Source organism: Oligoflexus tunisiensis (genome assembly GCF_001748245.1).
GTDB lineage: Bacteria > Bdellovibrionota_B > Oligoflexia > Oligoflexales > Oligoflexaceae > Oligoflexus > Oligoflexus tunisiensis.
Genome location: NZ_BDFO01000001.1, coordinates 7,552,143 through 7,569,109 on the forward strand (window position 1 = coordinate 7,552,143; position 16,967 = coordinate 7,569,109).

Genomic DNA, 16,967 nt, shown 5'->3' on the forward strand with positions numbered 1-16,967 from the left:
AATACCGTGCAATCCAAGCAACTTTTTGCCCTCGATCTTGGGACAACGAAATTTTGCATCGCTGCTTTGATCTGGGGATCAGGGGCTCCGAAGCTGGAACTGGTCGAGGTTCCAGCGGACGGTATGCATCGGGGCATGGTATCGGATTTTTCCAAAGCTGAGCGTTGCCTGAAAGAACTCATCGAGAAAGCGGAAAAGCAACTCAATGTTTTGATCGACAGGATCATCGTCGGCGTCGCCGGCAGTCACCTGCGCAGCACGATCGTCGAGCATACTTTGACCATTCCGCATCAGCCCATCCAAACAAGACATCTGAAGCGGCTTCTCGAGGAAGTGGAAATCAAGGCGGAAACACCTTTCCGTGAACTTCTGCACTGTGTGCCCATCGCTTATCGGATTGATGCGCGCGAGGAAACTAACAATCCCGTGGGTTTTACCGCATCCAATCTCAGCGGACGTTACTTTGCCATTGATGCCGACAAGGATTATCTGCGGGATATCATCCGTGTCTGCAATGCCAATGGTCTTGAGGTTCTGCGTCTTTTCTCGGAGCCGTTCGCTTCGGCTTCGGTCTGCGTGGCGGATGAAGCCAAACAGCTCGGCCTTGCCATCGCCGACATCGGTGGCGGCACCACGGATGGCGTCATCTTTCAGAATGGAAAACCAGTCAAGGCCTTCACGATCAATATTGCAGGATCGATGATGACCCGCGATCTGGCCGTGGGTTTGAATGTGAGTATACCGGAAGCGGAACAGTTGAAACATGCCTATGGGTTGAAATACTACGATACACCGAAGGAACTCAGGCATCAGCTTGATCCTCTGGCCAAGAAGGTTTTCATTGTGCTGGGCTCGCGCATTCATGAACTGGGCGCGCATCTGGCCAATGATCTTTTGGAATTCCGGGGGCAGCTGGGCGCCGGAATTTTGCTGACCGGTGGTGGATCGCAGGTGATTGGGATCGACCGCTTCCTGGCGGATCGCTTCAAAGTTCAGGTGAAAGTCGCCCCTCCGCAACTCTCAGTGGATCAAATGGGTCTTGGCATTCACACGACGCGTCACGCCACAGCGTTGGGTCTTCTCAATTTGGAACTCGGTCGTCGCGTGAGCGCACAGCAGATGAATGGTTCATGGTCGCGTCGTTACCTCGACCAGTTTGTGAACTGGATTCGCGAACTGTCCTGAAGCGAAGCGGTCAAAAATTTGACAGTCAGCCGCGTTCCTCTCTATAATTTTCTTAGTCCATCCTATCCAAATAAAATTTCACAGCCTCGATGAAGGTCGCGAAGGAGTTTCTCATGGCTCTCGACTCGGATCATTTTGTCCCTCCAACGGCGAACATCAAAGTCATCGGCATCGGTGGCGGTGGCGGGAATGCAATCAACACCATGATTCGCACCAATATCGAAGGGGTTACGTTCATCGCGGCCAATACCGATGTCCAGTCCCTCCGTTTCTCATTGGCCGAAAGGAAAATTCAGATCGGCAAGGAGCTGACCCGTGGGCTCGGTGCCGGTGCGGATCCCGACATCGGTCGTGACGCAATGCTCGAGGATCGCGCCGCGATTACCGAAGCTCTGCAGGGTGCGCATATGGTCTTTATCACCGCCGGCATGGGCGGTGGTACAGGAACCGGCGGCGCGGCCATTGCCGCTCAGATCGCCCGTGAAATGGGAGCCCTGACGGTGGCTGTGGTCACCAAGCCCTTCGCGTTCGAAGGCAAAAGACGCATGAAATACGCTGAGGAAGGCATCAAGCGTCTTGAGGAAAGCGTGGACACGCTGATCACGATTCCCAATCAGCGCCTCCTCGAAATCGCCAGTCCTGAGCTCAGCATGATCGATGCGTTTCGCATGGCCGACAATGTCCTTGTGAATGCCGTGAAAGGCATCTCCGACATCATCAACATCCCAGGCCAGGTGAACGTTGACTTCGCCGATGTGAAGACAGTCATGTCCTCGATGGGTCTGGCGCTGATGGGTATCGGCACCGCCGAAGGTCCCGATCGGGCCGAGGAAGCCGCTCGCCGTGCCATCAACTCGCCTCTTCTCGAAGACGTCAGCATCGAAGGTGCAACCGGCATTCTGATCAACATCACCGCCGGCGAAAACGTTTCGATTCATGAAGTGAACAAGGCCTGTTCGATCATTCAGGAAGCCGCCCATGAAGATGCCAATATCATCTTCGGTGCCGTGATTGATGAGAATGTAGGGGCCATGATGCGGGTGACCGTGATTGCCACAGGTTTCCCCAGTCGCGACCTCGAACACATCCGCGACAGCAGCTCGCATCGCAATCGGCGCGCCGGCTTTATGAAGCCCGCTCCTCTTGGTCTGAACACAACCCCTGTGCGCACCCCGGAACCGGTACGGGCTCCCGCGGATTCGCGTCGTGAAGCAAGCCCGGTCTCCGCTCCTGCCGCAAAACCTGCGATGATCGCGAGTCCGGCCCGTCCTGTGATTCCCACCACGACCGTGGCTCCGGCTCCAGCGCCCGCTTCTTTTGGGGAAACCCAAACGGATGATGAGCGTCCTTCCCTCGAAGAAAGCCTGGCGCGACTCACGATGGAAGGGGAGGCCTCGTCCCTGGACAGCACGGAACTCAAGGCTCAGGATCGCGATCAGCGCCTCGAAGGCGCCTCCGCCGCGGCCGTGGGCAATCTGAACAACGAATCGCTCGAATCCCTCGATGATCCGGAACTCTTTACCAAGGACGAGTCGGCCCCTGCCCTCGTGTCCCTGAGTGAAGAGATGGATCGCAAGATTGATGAAGCGCTGAAAATCGCTGAGCAGTTGAGCAAGGCCCCACACCGTCCGCAGGATGATGAAGACCTCGATATTCCCTCGTTCCTCAGAAAATCCTCCAAGGACCTCTCGCTGTCCTGAACAAAGAAAGCCCGGATCACCTCCGGGCTTTTTTTCTGCTGTTTACTGCAGAAGCCTCTGTTCGGTTTGCTGCATGGCATCCTGAAAACGATAGGCGCCGGGAGGAAGTGTCTGCTGCAAGGGACTGTTGATGATCGTGGCGGTATCGCGACGGTTGCCGATGGTCAGAAGATCCCGGATATGCGGACCGCTGGGTGTCGTGTCCTTGCGCAGCCTTTCAAAGAGAGGCGTGAGCGCTTCGCCAAGGAAGCCCTTCAACGGAATATGCGTGCCCTTGCCGATGCCCTGCGAAACAATGCGAAAGACCTCCTCAAGGGCAAGTTCCTGCTGCCCTGTGACTTCCAGAATCTGCGCCGGCTCCGGCAGTGCCATATCAATGAGGCGCAAGAGGATTTCACTCAGATCATTCACATGCAAGGGAGCCAGCTTTTCCTTGGACCGGGGCACCGGATAAACCCAGGGAAAACGCATGAGCCTTTCGATGGCCGTGACGAGGCGATCCTTGTATTTAAGGTCTCCAAAGGCCAGAGCCGAGCGCAGGATGATCTTCTCAGGAATCTCAGAATTCAAAATCATCAGCTCAGCCTGGTATTTCTCCTGGAGGTAGAGGGATTCCGCGTGGCGGGATGCTCCGAGGGCACTGACAAATATAATGCGCTGCGTGCCGGCCTCGCGCATCGCCTGAATCAGATTCTTCAGCATCTCAAGGTTGCGACTGGCCAGGACCGTTTCCTCGGCGCCCCAGAGCGCATCCTCGATGCGGGAGCGAAAGCTTTGATTCCACGCGAGGTGCACCACGGTTTCAATGCCATCAAGGGCGGGCGGCAGATGCTCGACCCGTAAAAGATCGCCAAAAACCGGCAGCGCATGGGCCATGGGTTCAGGCAGATGGGCATGATAAAGGCCGATGCTGGCCCTGTTTTTTTCTGATAAGCGCCGCAAAAGATGGCGTCCAACAAAGCCGGCGGAACCGGACACTAGAACGGTGGCTGCTGATTTCACGGGGGCGGAGCCTGGGGTTTTCCTGGTCACACGTCACCTCCTGGATGAGTTACCGCTCCCCCAGTTTATCATAAAGGGCGCGGGTCCTGGCAGCCACATCATCCCAGCTGAGCGCGGACTGGTGGCGACGCTGGCAAAGTCCGGCTTTGTCGGAATTCGCCAACAGCTCCTGGATGGCTTCCGCCCATTGGGCCGCGGAATCTCCGGGTAAAAGACCCATGCCGGCCTCACCCACCACCTCATCGATACCGCTGCCGCGGGTGAAAATCACCGGAACGCCGTGACTGATGCTGGCGGCTGCCGGAAGGCAAAAGCCCTCGAGCCGACTTGGATGCACATAAAGGTCTACAGCCCCATGAAGGGCCTGCATCTCCGGTTCGCTGAGGCGGGTTTTCACGACAAGCCTCGCATCCGTCTGGCTTTGCAGAAGGTCAAGACCGCGGGCATCGGTGACCACGGTCCAGCGGACGGCGGCCGGGAGATTTCTCAGGATCGCCGGAATCAGGTCGAGGCGTTTGTAGGATTCCATCCGGCTGATGGTTAAAAGATGCGAACCTGGGTTCCGGGGACTTTTTTCCTGAGCCTTGGGCCAGCCGTTGGGTATCATCACCGTTTTTCCACGGCTCACCGGATAGTGCTCATGCAAAGTGTTCTCCGTCCAGCGCGAGACGCAGATAATGGCATCGGCGGCCGCCACCGCACGCGGCAGCTGATAGCTGAGATAAAGGCCGAGCGCTCTGGATACCTCCTTCCTTTGCAGAATCGGAATGAGGTCATGCACGGTCAGCACTTTACGCAGCTGAGGGGCTTTCCAGGCGGGCACATTGTAATTGCTGAGTCCATGCACAAGGCAGGGACCATCATGAGTCCTGACCTGCCTTTTTACCCACTGCGTGGAGAGAAAGAGAGACCAGGGCTTGATCCGCGACTGCGGCCAGCCACCCATTGGCGGTAAAACATAAGGGGAAAATTCAGGATCCAGGTCAGGAACCGAGGGGATGATGCGCGGTGAGCAGGCCGCCCGTTCCAGGGCCTTCAAAAGATCCCAGGCATGACGGCCCACACCGGAGTGGAGGGATTGCAGGCCAAAGCCGTCCCAGAGTATCACTCCAGGACCGGCCTTGGAACTGCCATGCCTCTGCATATCAATGCTTCGTCGATTGGGACATTTGGAGCCGTTGTTCCGCCCGTCTCAGAGCCCGATTGGCTCGTTCGATGTCGGTTTCCGGTCCAATGTGCGACAGACGATCCGCTGCGCGTTTGCGGGCTGTTTCGGCCCGGGTCATATCGATTTCGATGGCGCGTTCAATCACATCTGCCAGCAGGGTCACGCGGTTCCCTTCGACTTCAACGTAACCGCCGGCCACGAAGAATCGTTCGACGGCGGCTTCCGTTGTGGTAATCGTCACTTCACCCTGATCCAATTCCGCAACCATACCCGCGTGATCCGGAAGGATCGTCATATATCCCAGGGATCCGGGCAGGGTTACAGCAGTCGCCTTGACCGAAGTCACGGAGCGGCTGGGAGACAGGACTTTCAGGTCAAAATTAGCAGCCATAAGCTACCTGTCCTTATTGGAATTTCTTGGCTCGTTCGACAACTTCTTCGATCGTACCAACGTAGAGGAAAGCCTGCTCAGGAATATGGTCATATTGCCCGTCGCAGATGCCCTTGAAGCCTTTGATCGTATCTTCCAGCTTCACATACTTACCGGGGTTGCCGGTAAACTGTTCAGCCACGAAAAACGGCTGGCTCATGAAGCGCTGGACTTTACGGGCGCGGGCCACGATCAGCTTATCCTCTTCCGACAGTTCGTCCATGCCAAGGATCGCGATGATGTCGAGCAGTTCCTTGTAGCGCTGCAGAATCTGCTGCACGCGGCGTGCTGTCTGGTAGTGCTCTTCTCCCACAATCTGCGGGTCAAGCATACGCGAGTTCGATCCGAGAGGATCCACAGCTGGGTAAATACCGAGCTCGGCGATCGGACGGGACAATACGGTCGACGCATCCAAGTGAGCAAAGGTCGTGGCTGGCGCCGGGGCGGGGTAATCGTCAGCAGGCACGTAAACGGCCTGAACCGAGGTGATCGAACCGTTCTTGGTCGTTGTAATACGCTCCTGCAGCTCGCCCATTTCCGAGGCGAGAGTCGGCTGGTAACCCACAGCAGAGGGGATACGGCCAAGGAGAGCGGACACTTCCGAGCCTGCCTGGGTAAAGCGGAAGATGTTGTCAACGAAGAGGAGCACGTCCTGATTTTCTTCGTCACGGAAATATTCGGCGATGGCGAGGGCGGACAGAGCCACGCGTGCGCGCGCTCCAGGCGGCTCATTCATCTGGCCGAAAACCAGGGCGGTTTTATCGATAACGCCCGCGTCTTTCATCTCATGGAACAAGTCGTTCCCTTCACGGGTACGCTCGCCCACACCGGCAAACACCGAGAAACCACCGTGCTGGATCGCAACGTTGTTAATCAGCTCCTGGATCAAAACGGTCTTGCCCACACCGGCGCCACCGAAGAGACCGATCTTGCCGCCTTTGGCGTAAGGCGCAATCAAGTCCACAACCTTGATTCCTGTTTCCAGGATCTCGGCCTGGGTGGCGAGCTGGGTGAAGATGGGAGCGGCCCGGTGAATGGGGTAGCGTTTCTCGGATTTCACAGGACCGGCTTCATCGATCGGATCGCCAATCACGTTCAAAATACGGCCCAGAGCGGAGCGGCCGACTGGAACGGTGATCTGGTCACCGGTATCTCTTACGGTCAGACCGCGGGTCAGACCTTCTGTGGTGTCCATCGCAATGGTACGAACCACGCCCTGACCCAGATGCTGAGCCACTTCCAGAACGAGGTTGTCCTGATCCTTGCTGATCAAAGGGTTGGACAATTTCAAAGCATTATAGATGGGAGGCAGTGAGCCGATAGGAAACTCGACGTCCACAACCGGTCCCATGACCTGTACGATAGTTCCCGCTTGCATTAAATATCTCCTTTAGATCCTGCTTACGTTTTAGTGAAGGGCTTCGGCACCGCTGATGATTTCGATCAGCTCTTTGGTAATCGCCGCCTGACGCGCCCGGTTGTATTGCAAGGTCAACTTGCGAATCACTTCCTTGGCGTTGTTGGTCGCCGAATCCATTGCCGTCATACGCGCGCCATGCTCGGCCGCTGTTCCGCTCAGGAGAGCTGCCAGAAGGAAACTCACGAGCCTGCGCTCCAGGAGTTTATCGAGCAGCTGATCCAGACCCGGTTCCACGATCGCATAGGTTCTGATGTTCTCACCTTCGGTGGCCCGCTTCATGCGCACCGGCAGAAGCTGGTCGATGGTGGGAGACTGATCGAGAGCCGATTTATAGAACGGATAGGCGATATAGATGCGATCATAGGTGCCGCTCGTAAACAGCTTTTCCATTTCACGCACCAGCCGACGAGCCACTTCAACGTTCACTCGTTCCAGGACTCTTTCTTCCCGGCCGACGATCGCAAGATTGGTCTTTTTACCGAATGAAATCGCACGTCTGCCACAGGCGTAGAGGTCGACGGTGACCCCGGCCTGGGATTTTTCTTTCAGGAAACCCGAGACAGCTTTGAAGAGGTTGGAATTCAACCCCCCGCAAAGGCCGCGATCGGTTGCCAGAACCAGGACCAGCGAACGCTTCTCCTCACCCTGCCGGAGCAAGGGGGATTGCAGATCGGCCTGGCCCATCAGAAGCTTTTCGACCATGTGGTCGAGAGCTTTTGCATAGGGTCTGGCAGCGTCAACCGCATGGCTGGCTCGCGCAAACTTTGCTGCAGAAACCAGTTTCATCGCGTTGGTGATCTTCTGCGTACTCTTTACGCTTCCGATCCGACGCTTGATATCCTTTAGGTTAGCCATGAGCCTGATATCCCTTGTCGTAGGAATTGATCGCCGCTTTCAGTTCCTCTTCCACTTCGCCGAGTTTCGCACGGTTCTCGATCTTGTCGATGAGGCCCTTGTGGTTGGCGCGCAGATGACTGACAAAGCCGGCTTCCCAGGCTTTCAGTTGCTTCACTTCATACTTGTCAAGGAACCCTTGGGTACCCGCATAAATCACGGCCACTTCCACCCCGACTTCCATAGGCGCGTACTGCGTCTGCTTCAGGAGCTCGGTCAGTCGTGCCCCGCGAGCCAGAGTTTTCTGGGTCGTGGCATCAAGGTCGGAACCGAACTGCGCGAATGCAGCCAGCTCGCGATATTGAGCGAGGTCCAGACGGAGCGAACCGGCAACCGATTTCATCGCCGGCACCTGAGCCGAACCACCGACGCGCGATACGGAAAGACCGGCGTTGATAGCAGGACGGATACCGCTGTGGAAAAGGTCGGCTTCAAGGAAGATCTGGCCGTCGGTGATCGAGATCACGTTGGTCGGGATATAAGCCGAGATATCACCGGCCTGGGTTTCGATCACAGGGAACGCGGTGATCGAACCGGCGCCGAGTTTATCGTTCAACTTGCAAGCGCGTTCCAGAAGGCGGCTGTGGAGATAGAACACGTCGCCGGGATACGCTTCGCGTCCGGGAGGACGACGGAGCAGGAGCGAAAGTTCGCGATACGCAGCAGCCTGCTTGGAAAGGTCATCATAGAAAATCACAACATGCTTGCCGCGATCGCGGAAGAATTCCGCCATACGGCAGCCCGAGTAAGGAGCCAGGAATTGCATGGGAGCCGGGTCAAGGGCCGAAGCCGCCACCACGATGGTATATTCCATCGCGCCTTCGCGCTTCAGACGATCCACCACCTGAGCCACGGTCGAAGCTTTCTGACCGATGGCAACGTAAACGCAGATCACATCCTTGCCTTTTTGACTAAGAATGGTGTCCACGCACACGGCGGTCTTACCTGTCTGACGGTCACCGATGATAAGCTCGCGCTGGCCGCGGCCGATCGGAACCATGGCATCGATAGCTTTCAGACCGGTTTGAAGGGGCTCATGCACCGATTTACGGGCGATAATACCAGGCGCCTTGACTTCCACAACGCCCATTTCTTCAAATTTAACAGGACCTTGTCCGTCCAGCGGCTGGCCCAGGGCATCGACCACGCGACCGACCAGACCCGGTCCGACAGGAACCGAGTTGATTTCGCGGGTTCTTTTCACGGTCTCACCTTCCTGGATACCGGAAACGGAACCCAGAATGGCGACACCGACGTTATCCTCTTCAAGGTTCAGAACCACACCGCGGGTGCCGTCCTTGAACTTGACCAGCTCACCGGCCATCACCTTGTCGAGACCGTAAATACGGGCAATGCCGTCACCAACGGAGAGGACGGTACCGGTTTCTTCGAGTTCGACCTGCTGGTCGAAGTTCTTGATGCGATCGCTAATGATCTTGCTAACTTCATCTACGCGAATCTTTTCCATGGTCGCCCCATACTCCTTAGCTGACGGCAAATTTCGTCATATGTTCAAGTTTTGTTTTCAGGGTCATATCGAGGACGCTGTTTTCAATCCGAATCTCAAACCCGCCGAGAATGGACTTGTCGACGCTCTGAAGGAGGTTCACTCGTTTGCCGAGCATGCTTTCCAGTTTGGTCCGGATGTCTTTCAATTCAGCCTCGTTCAAGACGACGGCCGAGGTTACGGTGGCGTCGACGATCCCACGAGACTTTTGCACCTGATGTTTGAAGTCCTGAGCCAGGGTCGGTAGCAGCGCCGTGCGCTTGCTTTCAACCAGGGTGCCGAGGAAGCGTTTCAAAACGTCGGGCGATTTCAGCTGTTCGGTGACGTTGTTAAAGACGCTCTGCAGGAGTTCGGGATTGACGATAGGGCTGGCGATAATCTTGCGGATGGCCTTGTCATCATAGAGTTGGGCCATGGCGGCAAGGTCGCTGGTGATCTTATCCTGAACATCAGCCTTGCCCTCAGTCAGGGACAAAAGAGCAGTTGCGTAACGATGCGCGATTTTTTCTGCGCTCACGAGTTTACCTCCGCACGAACCGGGCTCTGGGGTTTTTGGGTTGGATGGACGCTGGGATAGGGCACGACCTCAGCTTCCGCGGTCAAGGATTTGGCCGGACGGACGCCGCCCAAAGTGTTCAGACCTTGCTGAACCACCTGATGCTGACGGTTGTCATCCAGACTGGCTCGCAGCTGTTCGATGGTCTGAATCTTGACCTGCTCGATGATGTCGCGCTGCAGTTCTTCGCGGGCTGCGGCAATCTCAGCTTCCGCAATCCGGCGGGCTTCGCGCTTCAGATGCTCGGCCAGAGCTTCCGCATTGGCGACCACCTGACGGGCTTCCTGCTCGGCCTGAGTCTGCGCCTTCACCCGGATCTCTTCCACTTCCCTGTCCAGTTTCACAAGGCGATCCTTGAGCTCCAGATTGCGCTTCTCAGCTTCCTCTTTCGCCGCACTGGCTTTTCTTACGAGATCCTCGTACGCATTGCGCTTGGCCGCCAAGGCGTTCCGAACGGGCCCCCGCAACATCAAAGTGGCGAGAATCAGGAAGATCCCCAAATTGATATAGGGAGCGATTACACCTGTAAAGATATCAACACCTTCCACGCATTACCTCTTTGTGGTCCGAATCGTTCAATGGGGGATGAGACGATCTACGAATTGGCGAGACAGCTGTTGAACGATGGCTGGAACGGCTTGACGCTGTTCGGCCAGCTCTTTCACCAGATTGCCGCGCATGGCAGCCACCACTTCGCTGGCTTCCTTCGATGCAGCAGCCAGCAATTCATCGCGTTTTTGCTTGGCCGTCGCCAGGCTCGATTCGCGGAAATTGCGGGCCTCAAGGCTGGCCTGAGCGATCCGATCGCGGATTTTTTCCGTGGATCGGGTGTTTTCGACTTCCAGCTGCTCGGCGGCCGCCTGGTTGCCAAAAGTGGCCTTGATGCGTTGATCGCGGACTTTCAGATAGGGTTCAAGGAAGAGTTTTTTGACCACTAAAAGATTAGCGACAAAAATCCCTGCCGTGATGGCCATGATAGTCGGATTGGGGGACAGATTAAGAGAGGACATCCTTGGATTCACCTCGCTAAGTGCTGAGATATAAAATTCCTTTGAAGCAAGGGAACCTCTAAGTAACTTATTATGGCCCGTTTCTCAAGAAAGGAATTGTAATTCACAGCTTTTTTTTGATGTTCACAAAACCCAGCATGGACAAGGATTTGCAGCCACCTGGGAATGACCGAAATCGCTAAAACCCCCCCCCGCCTATGAGCTGGAGGATACGTTCCAGTTCAGCTGGAGAAAAGTAGGATATCTCAATTCGACCACGGCCGCCGGATCCGTAAAGTTTCACCTTGGTGCGCAGGTGGCTGCGCAGCGTGTCGGCAAGGTAGTCCAGATCTGCATTTGCCTTGCTCCGATCGTTCTCGGCATCGTCCAGTGGTCCTTGCTTTTTCATCTTCTTGACCAGCTGTTCGGTCTGACGAACGTTCAGCTTCTTGCTCAAAACAATATCCCGCGCTTTCAGGATCAAAAGGCGGTCCTCGAGCGCAAGCAGCGCGCGGCCGTGGCCCATGGTCAGTTTATCGTTCATGAGATCATCCTGGACCTCCTGCGGCAAAAGCAGGATGCGCAGCATATTGGCGATCGTGGTGCGATCCTTGCCGACCTTGCGCGCGCAATCGTCCTGGGTGAGTCCATAGTCCTTAATCAGCATGGCGTAGGCTTCCGCTTCCTCGATCACGTTCAGGTTGGCCCTTTGTACGTTTTCGATGATGGCGAGACGGAGCATCTCCTCGGGTGTGGCCTCCTTGATGATGACCGGCACCTTTTCGAAACCGGCGAGCTGCGAGGCACGCCAGCGGCGTTCACCCGCAATCAGGATATAGTTGTCGCCCTCCTTCGAAACCACGAGCGGCTGGATCACGCCATCCTGTTTCAAACTTTGCGCCAGGGCGAGCAGGTCGGCGTCCTTGAAGATTTTGCGGGGCTGCCGGGGGTTGGGGGTGATCTTGTTGATCGCCAGTTCCAGGATATTCTGCACGGCCGGGGCGTCCGGGCTCGGCGCCGGGGCACTGGCGGCCGGCGCGGCTTCATCCTGATCGAGACCCAACAGGGATCCGAGGCCCTTGCCCAGGGCTTCGCGTTTAGGGGATCCCTTGAGAGGCTGCTTGCTGTTTTCCATGGTCTGTCCTTTCCCCATCAGTGAGTGCTGTCAGCGGCGGCTTCCGATTTACGGCGCGAGCGACCGCCGGTTTTGGGTTTTTCGACGACGGTCGGCTGGAAATATTTGGCCAGGAGCTCCTGCGAAAATTCCCAGTAGGCTTGCGAGCCGGCCGAACTGCGGTCATAGATCAGCGCGGGTTTGCCATGCGACGGCGCCTCAGAAAGGCGAACGTTGCGCGGAATGACCGCCGCGAAGACTTCGTTCGGAAAGTGCGAGCGAATCTCCCGCTCCACCTGCGAGCTCAGATTATTGCGTCGATCGAACATGGTCAGGAGTATCCCCTCGCGTTCGAGGCCGGGATTCAGGCGTTTTTTGATCAGGCTGGTCGTCTTCACGAGCTGCGAGAGACCCTCCATCGCATAGTATTCGGATTGCAGCGGAATCAGGACCGAGTCGGCCGCGGTCAGCGCATTCACCGTTACCAGACCCAGAGTGGGTGGCGTATCCATGATGATGAAATCGTAGCTCGCGCGGATGGGTTCCAGGGCTTCCTTCAGCCGGGTTTCCCGACCGAATGCGGAAACCAGTTCCAGCTCCGCTCCCGCCAGATCCTGTCTGGCCGGCGCAAAATGCAGAAGCGGAATCTGCGATTCCAGGATGATTTCCTGCATCGGCTTCTCCGCGACCAGGACTTGATAGATGCTGTCCTGGAAGCTGTGCGGATAAATCCCAAGTCCGCTGCCTGCATTGGCCTGCGGATCCATGTCGATCAGCAGAACCCGTTTTTGACTCTGAGCCAGACAACAGGCCAAATTAACGGCTGTCGTTGTCTTGCCCACCCCACCCTTCTGATTGGAAATCGCAATCACCCGTGCCACAATGGTCGTCCCCCACTCAACGCAGACCCCGAAGAATATAAGCTCATTTATCTAACATGAAGCCGAGTTCGCTTTCACTGAAAACACGTTTCACGTGGAACATTTCTCGAGGTGGCTAACTTTTTGGCATGGGATATCGCGCCATCTGGAGCGGGAGATAACGTGTAATGTTTCACGTGGAACACTCGAGCGGTGCTACCAATGTTTCACGTGGAACACTCGAGCGGTGCTACCAATGTTTCACGTGGAACAATTCATGAGGGGGGAATGGTTGTTATGTTTCACGTGGAACACTCGAGCGGAGCTGGCACCGTTTCACGTGGAACAATTCATGGGGAAGAATGGTTGTTATGTTTCACGTGGAACACTCGAGCGGAGCTGGCACCGTTTCACGTGGAACACTCCCCTGCCTTTTTCTCTTGGAACTTTCGAGCAGAACCACCAATGTTTCACGTGGAACAATTCATGGGGAGAATGGTTGTTATGTTTCACGTGGAACACTTGAGCAATGCTGCCACTGTTTCACGTGGAACAATTTAATAAGGGAAAGTGGTCGGTACGTATCAGGTGAAACGCTCGAGCAGTAGCTTCAGTGTTTCACGTGGAACACTTTTCAAGATGGGGATCGGTCAGTACGTTTCAAGTGGAACACTCAAGGGTCAGTGGAACACACATTGTCAAGGACTAGCCCTTCACTTGGAACAGTTGGAGCATGGAAAAGAGTTCAAATGTTTCACGTGGAACATTCCTGGTGGGCGCTGGAGTCCTGACTTTCTCACTCGAGGTTAGTGTCCAATGTTTCACGTGAAACATTTTCACTCATGATAGAGCCGTTAACGTGTTCCGTCTGGAACACTTTACAATGGAGGACGAGTCCCAATGTTTCAGTGGAAACTTCTCAATGCGAAAAATTGCGATATTGCGGGTGGAACACAATTGCAACACTTTCCTGTGGCAATCGTGAGATGAATAATTCCTCTGTTCTTCAATTCAGATTCAAGTAAAACCTAATAATTCAAACTTTCCCGGACACTATTTCCTACCTTCCCTCTCCGAGTTAGTCGTCTCTCTCTCAAAGAAAGGAACTCTGATCTCAACCATGGTCACTCGAATTTTCGAGGAAAGAGTGGGCTACCAGAAATTCGAAACTTTGAGTTGCCCTCTTTACTACCTTTCAGAAAAGAGATCTCAATCATGGACTAGGAAGATTCCCGCCGCCACACCACGCCCATAACATTCGAATCGCACCGGGAAGCGAATCCGAAATGATACCTGATTGGTAGACCCCAAATATTGAGATCGTAAATAGACTCATCGTCTCTCTAAATTACCAATAATTGACCCTTAGCTTAACCAAGTAGCCGTAAGCACGCTTGAGACATTAGGTGAATGGAAATTCATCTGCGTGATCTCTTCAAAGCTTTTTAAAGGCTACGCAAGCTATGAATTTTACCGTCAATGGATGTTTGAATTGCAATTTGAGAGTTAAATGAAGAGATATGGACCTGCAGAAAGCCATTATCAATAGGCATGTGAAGATATTCGAGTGTAAAAGGCCTAAATAATCGCTAATTAGCTCATTTCAACGTTTCATTTTATGCTGGATAGCTTATTAAAAAAGACAACCACCAAAATCCCACCTAAACCTTCCCCCATAAGTCCGCAAGAAATCATCCCAGCCCAGACCCAAAGCCCAGACCGGTCCCTTTTCATCAAACCCCAACCTCAACCATTCTCCAGGAATACTCAACCGGGCGGAACGCCCTGACAGGCAAGCCATAAGGCAGGAAATTCACAAAAAAAGAAGGGAGTGTTCCACGTGAAACACTCCCGACCAAAATAAGCCAATTAGACTTACTTGTTGTACCAGAGGAACGCAATGATGAAGCCCATAATGGCCTGGAATTCGATCAGAGCGAGGGCGATGATCATCGGTGTGAACACCTTGTCAGCCGCCGTTGGGTTGCGCGCGATACCGGACAGAGCAGCATCAGCAGCACGGCCTTGACCGAGCGTACCACCAAGAGCGGCAAGGCCGATGGCCAGAGCCGAACCAACAGCCACGAGGCCAGGGTTGGTGGAAACAACCGTGGTGGCGTCCTGACCGAAAGCTGCGGACGAAGCGGCCAGAGCGCTGAGAACTGCAAACGATTTGCCCAATTTCAATTTCATAAAATCCTCAAAAAACCAGGGTTAACGACACCTCTCCGAACCCGCCCATCACCTTCTCGTTGTTGCGATCGAATTCTGCAGGTGCTCTATGGCAGGAGCAGGCACAGAATCCGATCCGGTTTGAGGCGGCCCCGCAGGGCATCAGTGATCGTGCGAAGTTGCGAGCGAAATATAGATGCTGCTCAGCAGCGTAAATACAAAGCTCTGCAGACAGGCCACCAGAAGGCCAAAGAACAAAAGGAACGAAGGGAACACAAGTTTGGTCAGACCGGTAAACACGGACAGAACCAGGTGATCCCCGAAGATGTTGCCGTAAAGACGAAGGCTGAGCGACAAGGGACGCGCCATCATACCGATGATTTCGATCGCAAAGAGGAACGGCATCATCCAAAGCACAGGACCGGCATAGGTTTTCAGGTAACCGAAAAGACCATGCTCCTTGATACCTGCATAGTTGAAGACGAGGAATACGAAAAGACCCATCGCGAGGTTGGTATTGATGCTCTCGGTGGATGGCGTAAAGCCGGGGATAAGACCGGTGAGGTTGCTGATCAAAATAAAGAAGAACAATCCGAACAGCACCGGCATGTACGGGCGAGCCTTGTCCGGGCCGATGGCGTTGGAACCGAGATCATGGACAAATTCCGCGATCATCTCCACCACGCTGCGCAGGTTGAATTTGCCCGACGGCGCCTGATCCTGGCTGGCCATCACGCGACTGCGATACATCAGGCCAACAACGAGCGTGATCAGAAACGTCACAACCGCGCCGACCAGGGGTTTCAGATCTTCCATCTGGTGATGGTCGGTGACGCCTAAGGCATGCAAAAGCATTCCGTAATAGCTAATGAACGTTGCCCCGCCGCCTTCAGCCGCGAAAGCTTGGGAAGTCCAGGATCCAACCGCTAAAGCCGCCAGTAATTGCTGCGTCTTTTTTCCCATTGTGGCGTTACCCTTTATGTCCAGACTGATCAAAGATTCGTAAAATGGATGTCCTTACTAACTGATTTTAGCCTTCGTGAACAGCACAAAAGCTGCCTCAGGGCTTGGGGGGAGCCGTAGGTCCCGTGGCCAGCCCTCGCAGGTAACTCACCCCGTGAATCCCCGTCAATACGATCAGGGAAAGGAGGGAACCAAGGGCCACGTAAAATCCTGAAAGTTCCAAAATCACGAGCAAAACAAACAGAGCTCCAATGAGCCCCAGAAATTTTGCCATCGACCCCAGCGTCAGCCAGAGTTTGGTGCGCCCCGAACTGTGTCCATGCGCAGCCACCTGCACCAGGAGGCGACTGATGCTCTTCAAAGCCAAAAAATTCAAGGCGAAGAGCACATAACCAGCCGCCAGGGATCGGACCTCAAGAGGTTGCACCATGAGGCTCGCCACTCCAACGGCAACGAGGAGCCCTATGATCAACCCAACGAAACTGCTGCGATCACTGTTTTTTTTCATCCGCTGAGTCTTTCTTCGCTGCTTCGTCAGTCTTTTGAGCCTTCATTAGGGAGCGGAATAGGACATACCAGGAACGCAGAATCAGAAGCAAGCCCAAAGGATAGGTCACATTCGCCCAGTTCCAGCTCCTGGGATAACTCTCATTGAGATGGTCCGCTGCCCACCAGGCCATGCCGAGATAAATCAGCGTTTCAAAATTGGCTGCGAGAAGGTGACCCATTTGGTGAATCGCTTTCATGAATTTACAAAATCCTCCATGAGGAATGATCAATCAATTAAGGCGCGGCAAGGGAAGAAGGAACCGTCATTCTTAACGCTCTACGACTGTTTATCCACAGCCTCATACGATCGTTAACTTCCTAATTTTACTAAAATATCTTTGACACCCTTTGAACTTGATAAGGGCTCCCCCCCTGTGATACTTTTTTCCATTCTCGTCAGCTACGACTTCCCTCGGAGCCTATACTCCGAAGCAACCGAACGCCAGGACTCTTACCTC

17 protein-coding genes are annotated in these 16,967 nt (G+C 54.8%); 2 read left to right on the plus strand and 15 right to left on the minus strand.

Going from position 1 to position 16,967, the window contains the following annotated elements:
- The first annotated feature begins 6 nt into the window (after positions 1-6).
- Positions 7-1,185, plus strand: a complete 1,179-nt coding sequence (gene ftsA / locus OLTU_RS31640; RefSeq protein ID WP_141736703.1) for a cell division protein FtsA — start codon at positions 7-9, stop codon at positions 1,183-1,185.
- Positions 1,186-1,298: 113 nt separating this feature from the next.
- Complete coding sequence (gene ftsZ, locus OLTU_RS31645; protein ID WP_141736704.1) at positions 1,299-2,885, plus strand: cell division protein FtsZ; 1,587 nt, start codon at positions 1,299-1,301, stop codon at positions 2,883-2,885.
- A 42-nt stretch (positions 2,886-2,927) separates the two neighbouring features.
- Here the strand turns inward: ftsZ and OLTU_RS31650 are convergent, their stop codons facing one another.
- From OLTU_RS31650 to OLTU_RS31720, 15 genes are all read right to left on the minus strand, one after another.
- The gene (locus OLTU_RS31650; protein WP_141736705.1) at positions 2,928-3,917 is read right to left on the minus strand and encodes an SDR family oxidoreductase; all 990 of its coding nucleotides are present in this window, start codon (positions 3,915-3,917) and stop codon (positions 2,928-2,930) included.
- 19 nt (positions 3,918-3,936) lie between these two features.
- A complete protein-coding gene (locus OLTU_RS31655; RefSeq protein WP_141736706.1) occupies positions 3,937-5,031 on the minus strand; it encodes a glycosyltransferase in 1,095 nt (364 codons plus the stop codon).
- 1 nt (position 5,032) lies between these two features.
- Positions 5,033-5,446: an ATP synthase F1 subunit epsilon gene (gene atpC / locus OLTU_RS31660; RefSeq protein WP_141736707.1), complete on the minus strand. Its 414-nt coding sequence runs from the start codon at positions 5,444-5,446 to the stop codon at positions 5,033-5,035.
- 13 nt (positions 5,447-5,459) lie between these two features.
- Positions 5,460-6,863 carry a F0F1 ATP synthase subunit beta gene (atpD, locus tag OLTU_RS31665; RefSeq protein WP_141736708.1) on the minus strand — a complete coding sequence of 468 codons (1,404 nt, stop codon included), beginning with the start codon at positions 6,861-6,863 and terminating at the stop codon, positions 5,460-5,462.
- Positions 6,864-6,893: 30 nt separating this feature from the next.
- Positions 6,894-7,760 (minus strand): ATP synthase F1 subunit gamma, encoded by an 867-nt coding sequence (gene atpG, locus OLTU_RS31670; protein WP_141736709.1) that lies wholly within the window; start codon positions 7,758-7,760, stop codon positions 6,894-6,896.
- A complete protein-coding gene (atpA, locus tag OLTU_RS31675) occupies positions 7,753-9,267 on the minus strand; it encodes a F0F1 ATP synthase subunit alpha (RefSeq protein ID WP_141736710.1) in 1,515 nt (504 codons plus the stop codon). Before atpA ends, atpG begins: the two co-directional genes overlap by 8 nt.
- A gap of 16 nt (positions 9,268-9,283) precedes the next feature.
- A complete protein-coding gene (atpH, locus tag OLTU_RS31680; RefSeq protein WP_141736711.1) occupies positions 9,284-9,823 on the minus strand; it encodes an ATP synthase F1 subunit delta in 540 nt (179 codons plus the stop codon).
- Positions 9,820-10,410 carry a F0F1 ATP synthase subunit B gene (locus OLTU_RS31685; RefSeq protein ID WP_141736712.1) on the minus strand — a complete coding sequence of 197 codons (591 nt, stop codon included), beginning with the start codon at positions 10,408-10,410 and terminating at the stop codon, positions 9,820-9,822. The genes atpH and OLTU_RS31685 overlap by 4 nt, the downstream gene beginning before the upstream one ends.
- A gap of 27 nt (positions 10,411-10,437) precedes the next feature.
- Positions 10,438-10,872, minus strand: a complete 435-nt coding sequence (locus OLTU_RS31690; protein ID WP_141736713.1) for a hypothetical protein — start codon at positions 10,870-10,872, stop codon at positions 10,438-10,440.
- 178 nt (positions 10,873-11,050) lie between these two features.
- Positions 11,051-11,986 (minus strand): ParB/RepB/Spo0J family partition protein, encoded by a 936-nt coding sequence (locus OLTU_RS31695; protein WP_176737136.1) that lies wholly within the window; start codon positions 11,984-11,986, stop codon positions 11,051-11,053.
- A 17-nt stretch (positions 11,987-12,003) separates the two neighbouring features.
- On the minus strand, positions 12,004-12,846 hold the full coding sequence (locus OLTU_RS31700) for a ParA family protein (protein WP_141736715.1): 843 nt from the start codon (positions 12,844-12,846) through the stop codon (positions 12,004-12,006).
- 1,854 nt (positions 12,847-14,700) lie between these two features.
- Entirely contained in the window at positions 14,701-15,018 is a 318-nt protein-coding gene (locus OLTU_RS31705) for an ATP synthase F0 subunit C (protein ID WP_141736716.1), read from the minus strand.
- 141 nt (positions 15,019-15,159) lie between these two features.
- Positions 15,160-15,852, minus strand: a complete 693-nt coding sequence (gene atpB / locus OLTU_RS31710) for a F0F1 ATP synthase subunit A (RefSeq protein ID WP_218110397.1) — start codon at positions 15,850-15,852, stop codon at positions 15,160-15,162.
- 205 nt (positions 15,853-16,057) lie between these two features.
- On the minus strand, positions 16,058-16,468 hold the full coding sequence (locus tag OLTU_RS31715) for a hypothetical protein (protein ID WP_141736718.1): 411 nt from the start codon (positions 16,466-16,468) through the stop codon (positions 16,058-16,060).
- A complete protein-coding gene (locus OLTU_RS31720) occupies positions 16,452-16,706 on the minus strand; it encodes a hypothetical protein (protein ID WP_141736719.1) in 255 nt (84 codons plus the stop codon). Before OLTU_RS31720 ends, OLTU_RS31715 begins: the two co-directional genes overlap by 17 nt.
- Positions 16,707-16,967: the final 261 nt, after the last annotated feature.